1 pseudogene is annotated in these 579 nt (G+C 68.7%); it reads right to left on the minus strand.

The features are described from left to right. Window positions 1-579: pseudogene (locus QZM72_RS35550) on the minus strand (glycosyltransferase family 2 protein); the annotation flags it as partial.

A 579-nucleotide genomic window follows, 5' to 3' on the forward strand; every position in this document is an offset into this window, starting at 1 on the left:
GCACGTTGCGCGACAGCGCGCGGAAGCTGTATTCGGTATCGACGTGATCGATGAACAGCGTCTCGTCGAAGCGGCCGAGCACGTCGAACGCGTCGCGCGACACGACGCAGCCCGACGAAATCAGGAACGCGCAACGTTGCATCAGCGTGCCCGGCTCGATGCGCAGGCGGCGCAAGCCGATGCCGTTCGTGGCGAGTTCCGGCAGGAAGCTGCGTGCGTTCTCGTCGAAGATGCGCGGGCCGGCCAGGAACGCGCGCCCGGCGAGTCCCGCGCAGACATCGCGCATCGTCGGGAAATACGCGGCCGGCACCGACGAATCCTGGTCGAACAGCGCGACCGCGTCGACACCGTCGCGAAACAACGCCGCGAGCCCCGCGTTGTACGCGCCCGCGATGCCGCCGTGATTGCCGTGATGCAGCAGCGCGATGCCTTCGCGTGCGCACAGTTCGCGAGCCCGTGCGTCGCGCCGAGGCGTGTTGTCGACGACGAGCAGCGCGTCGCACGCGTGCCGCCATCCGCGCAACGCGTCGAGCTGCGCGTCGCTCGGGTGATACAGGATCACGAGTGCGCCGAGTGTCG

The organism is Burkholderia sp. AU45388, assembly GCF_030481585.1.
GTDB classification, from domain to species: domain Bacteria; phylum Pseudomonadota; class Gammaproteobacteria; order Burkholderiales; family Burkholderiaceae; genus Burkholderia; species Burkholderia sola.